Source organism: Aeromonas sp. ZOR0002 (assembly GCF_963866995.1).
Lineage (GTDB): Bacteria > Pseudomonadota > Gammaproteobacteria > Enterobacterales > Aeromonadaceae > Aeromonas > Aeromonas caviae.
Window position 1 is genome coordinate 1 of sequence record NZ_CAWMFQ010000332.1, and the last position, 4,728, is coordinate 4,728.

Genomic DNA, 4,728 nt, shown 5'->3' on the forward strand with positions numbered 1-4,728 from the left:
AGAGCGGCGGCACCGGTCAGGCGTTCGACTGGACCCTGCTGGCCCACCTCGATAAAGCCCGGCTGATGCTGGCGGGGGGCCTCAACCCCGACAACGCCCTCGAGGCCGCCCGGGTGGGCTGTCTCGGCCTTGATTTCAACTCCGGGGTGGAGAGCGCCCCGGGCAGGAAGGATGCGCACAAGCTGGCGGCCGCCTTTGGCGCCTTGCGTCAACTGTGAGCGCCCCCGTGACTCATTCAACGAATTAATGAACTGCGTTTGCCCATAAGCACAAGGAATAATGTATGACCCTGCTCAACCCGTTTTTTGGTGAATTTCGTCGATGACATGTATGTGCCCCAGCCATACGCCTCAGCCCGACAAGGCTCATACCTGATCTCAATTGCAGAATGTAAAGGAAGATAACCATGACCCTGCTCAATCCGTTTTTTGGTGAATTTGGTGGCATGTATGTGCCCCAGATCCTCATCCCCGCCCTGCTCCAGCTGGAGAAGGCCTTCGTCGATGCCAAGGATGATCCGGCTTTCGTCACCGAGTTTCAGGCACTCCTGACCGAGTACGCCGGTCGCCCGACCCCGCTCACCCTGACCCGCAATTTGACCAAGGGCACCAAGACCCGCCTCTACCTCAAGCGTGAAGATCTGCTGCACGGCGGCGCCCACAAGACCAACCAGGTGCTGGGTCAGGCCCTGCTCGCCAAGCGGATGGGCAAGAATGAGATCATCGCCGAAACCGGCGCCGGTCAGCATGGCGTTGCGACGGCACTGGCCTGCGCCCTGCTCGGCCTCAAGTGCCGGGTCTATATGGGGGCCAAGGATTGCGAGCGCCAGAAACCCAACGTGTTTCGCATGAAGCTGATGGGCGCCACCGTCATTCCGGTGCACTCCGGCTCCAGCACCCTGAAAGATGCTTGCAATGAGGCGCTGCGGGACTGGGCTGCCAACTACGAGTCGGCCCACTACCTGCTGGGTACCGCCGCCGGCCCCCACCCCTTCCCCACCATCGTGCGGGAGTTCCAGAAGATGATCGGCGAAGAGGCCAAGGCCCAGTGTTTCGAGAAGGAGGAGCGGCTGCCCGATGCGGTGCTCGCCTGCGTCGGCGGCGGGTCGAATGCCATCGGCATGTTTGCCGACTTTATCGATGAGCCGTCGGTGCGCCTGATCGGCGTCGAGCCGGGTGGTCACGGTATCGAGAGTGGCGAGCACGGCGCGCCGCTCGGTCACGGCAGCAAGGGGGTCTTCTTTGGCATGCACTCCTACCTGATGCAGGACAATCAGGGCCAAATTCAGGAGTCCTACTCCGTCTCGGCGGGGCTGGACTTCCCCTCCGTCGGCCCCCAGCACGCCCATCTGGCCGCCATCGGCCGCGCCGAGTACCCCTCGGTAACCGACAAGGAGGCGCTGGACGCCTTCCAGGAGCTGGCCAAATCCGAAGGCATCATCCCCGCGCTGGAGTCCTCCCACGCTCTGGCCCATGCCCTCAAGATGGCCCGCAGTGAACCGGAAAAAGAGCAGGTGCTCATCGTCAACCTCTCCGGCCGTGGCGACAAAGACATCTTCACCGTTGCCGACATCTTTGAAAAAGAAGGAACCTTGTCATGAATCGCTACGCACAACTCTTTTCCCGTCTGGACAAGGCCAATCAGGGCGCCTTCGTGCCCTTCGTGATGCTGGGTGACCCCACCCCCGAATTGTCCCTGGCCATCGTCGATGCGCTGGTCGCAGGGGGTGCCGACGCCCTCGAGCTCGGCATTCCCTTCTCCGATCCGGTGGCGGACGGCCCCACCATTCAAGGCGCCGCCCTGCGTGCCTTTGCCAGCCACACCACTCCGGACGACTGCTTCGAGCTGCTAGGCCGTATCCGCGCCAAGTACCCGCAGCTGCCCATTGGCCTCTTGGTCTACGCCAACCTGGTTTATGTGCGCAAAATTGACGGCTTCTACGAGAAGTGCCAGCAGGCAGGGGTGGACTCCGTGCTGGTGGCGGACGTGCCGGTGCAGATGTGCGCCCCCTACAAGGCGGCCGCCGACAAGTTCGGTATCGACAGCATCTTTATCGCCCCGCCCAATGGCGACGCCGAGACCCTGAAACAAGTGGCGGAGCTTGGCAATGGTTACACCTATCTGGTGAGCCGCGCGGGCGTGACCGGTGCCGAGACCAAGGCCGGCATGCCGGTGGAAGGTCTCATCAATACCCTGCGCGAGTTCAATGCCCCCCCCGCCCTGCTCGGCTTTGGCATCAGCGAACCGGCTCAGGTGCGTGAGGCCATCGCCGCTGGCGCCGCCGGTGCCATCTCCGGCTCCGCCGTGGTAAAGATCATCGAGACCCACCACCAGAACCCGGAGCATATGCTGACTCGTCTGAAGGAGTTTGTGGAAGGGATGAAGGCCGCGACCAATCGATAAGAGGCGGCATTGGTCAAATGCCATTGGCCATGTCTGCGAAAAGGGAGCCTGATAGGCTCCCTTTCTATTTCCTGCTTGTTGCCGCTCCCAGCGTCTTTATCCCCTCTCCTCTTGGGAAAGGGTCAGGGTGAGGGAACCCATAATCCCCCGGTGTTATCGAATCGTAGGTTCGAATAGCGCAGCGTATTCGGACGTTCGCGGATTGAATGTGATGGCGCGGCTTCACCGCGCTGTGGAACACCGTAGGGCGCAATAAGCGCAGCGCATTGCACCGCAAGACATAGTCCGCTCCACGACAACAGACTCTCGCCGGATTCCCGAGCCAGCGGTTGGCCCCTTGATGCGGCTTCGCCGCATGGGCCACGAGGGCGCGGCCCTCGACGGGGTTTCGCCCGCCCTTCGGGCCTGGGCGAGTGACTTTTCTTTGCGTGGCCAAAGAAAAGTCACCAAAAGAAAGGCCCCCCCCGCCAAGCCGCCCGCCTACGGCGGATTCCCTCATCTCGCTCTCTGGGTCGGACGGAACACCGCAGATGGTACATCCATGTACCAACTGCGGCTGCGCCGTCATCCCTGACGGCGCTCCTGACCCATTGAGCTCGACTCGGCAGCTTGGAGGGGGATCAAGACAAAACAGTGCCAGCACTCAACTCCCGTCTAACTGCAGACAAGCCCCCTCTCCCCTTGGGAGAGGGCTGGGGTGAGGGCTATTTCCACACTCTCTACCAACCCGACAGTCCACACAAAACAGTTGTTGTTCACTAATTCGTTGAACCAGCTCAGATTTCTATCAACATCCTCTTTCCATGTCTCAATCCGGCCCCTTAAAATAGCCAAACGACAATCCATCTCTCGGGAGAGTGTCATGGAAGTAATTGTTGCTATCTCACGAGTGAAAAACAGCGGACTGGGGGCTGAAACTCAGGGGCGGTAGCGTTGTTTTTTTGTCGGTTGGCACAGAGCGTAGCGAAGCACAACAGGTGAGCATTATTGCGCCAACCCGATCGGAATAAATAAGGGTGTGGCAGCTTCATAAATTATATTGATAGATATATTTTTCGGTAACCTTTGGGCTTCACTTCGTTCAGCACTAACCTACGATTTTTAGCCAAATATATGAGATTAGCGGCGATAAAGATGTTACAGAGTTGTATGGAAGGCTCTGCTAACGGATTAATACCGCCTTCCATCTAATCATTGTTAGCGTGAAAAAAAGGAGTATTCATGGAAAATTTTACCCATTGTGGAAAAGAAGTTGAATTTTGGCAGGTTACTGGAGAGGTTCTGGGAAGTAACAAGTACAGTGAAACCCATGTATCTGTTTCGTCAAGTGGTGGGGGGGGCTATGTCGGCCCGAATGGTGGTCATGTCAGTGCACCTAGTGTTCATTCAACTTCGTCAACGATAACGAATCATGAGTTTTGGATAAAAACCGAAGATGGCCTTGAGAAAGATATAAAACTCAGAGGTGTGGATGTTCCATTAAGGCCAGGTCAAAAAATCACTCTCATTTCTGCAAAAAGAAAAGGCGCTGATGAAGGCTTGTACAGTATTTTAGTGAATCATAGTGCAGGAAAGCACTGGTTTATAAATAGTGCCGAAGAACTAAATAAAAAACTTAAGCTTGAGTTGCTAACAGGAAAATCATTGTTGATAGCTGGTGCAATTATTTGGGGTATTGCGTACTTAACTGCACCTGAAGGATACAGAGGTAAAAACTGGGATGACGCCTCATGGGAAATTGCACTTGGGGCAGCAGGTATTTTTATCGTTTATAGGCTGATTGTTAAGTTAAGTCGAGTGTCAGGTCTCATCAAGAAACTTGAAAGCCACTTAGAAGATATTGCTCAGTCAGCCTATAAGAATTAATCAGTTCACACAGAAAAATTATTCGCTGCGCTCATAATTTACCGGTGAGCGCAACATTATAAGGTCAAGAAGGAAAAGAAATTTGTGATACCCACATAAATCCTCCCCCCATTTTTCTGATCAAGCCGTAGCATAACTAACACTCAAAATGATGGGCATCCAAGTTAATACGAGATGGTGGCTTCAGTTTTTTGGCATTTCTTGCCCATTCAGTGAGAGTTAGGAAATTCAAATTGTCATTATAATTATCAACAAAGGAAATGAAGTGAACAGAATAATATCCTTTATTATTATGCTATTACCCAGCATTGCTCAAGCCTCAGATGTACCACAAATCATCCGAGAAAAGGTAAAAGAACAACTCGCCTATACGGAATGTAGCAATCTTAAACTAGATGACTGGAAAATATATCCAAACTGTACAGATCTAGTTATCACCTGACACCGGCCTCAAACCGG

3 protein-coding genes and 1 pseudogene are annotated in these 4,728 nt (G+C 54.8%); all 4 read left to right on the plus strand.

Going from position 1 to position 4,728, the window contains the following annotated elements; all coding sequences use genetic code 11:
- Positions 1-218, plus strand: a pseudogene (locus AACR77_RS18100) (bifunctional indole-3-glycerol-phosphate synthase TrpC/phosphoribosylanthranilate isomerase TrpF); the annotation flags it as partial.
- Positions 219-406: 188 nt separating this feature from the next.
- Entirely contained in the window at positions 407-1,600 is a 1,194-nt protein-coding gene (gene trpB, locus AACR77_RS18105) for a tryptophan synthase subunit beta (RefSeq protein WP_042878627.1), read from the plus strand.
- Complete coding sequence (gene trpA, locus AACR77_RS18110) at positions 1,597-2,403, plus strand: tryptophan synthase subunit alpha (protein WP_042878629.1); 807 nt, start codon at positions 1,597-1,599, stop codon at positions 2,401-2,403. The genes trpB and trpA overlap by 4 nt, the downstream gene beginning before the upstream one ends.
- Positions 2,404-3,624: 1,221 nt before the next feature.
- Positions 3,625-4,269, plus strand: a complete 645-nt coding sequence (locus tag AACR77_RS18115) for a hypothetical protein (protein WP_081999314.1) — start codon at positions 3,625-3,627, stop codon at positions 4,267-4,269.
- Positions 4,270-4,728: the final 459 nt, after the last annotated feature.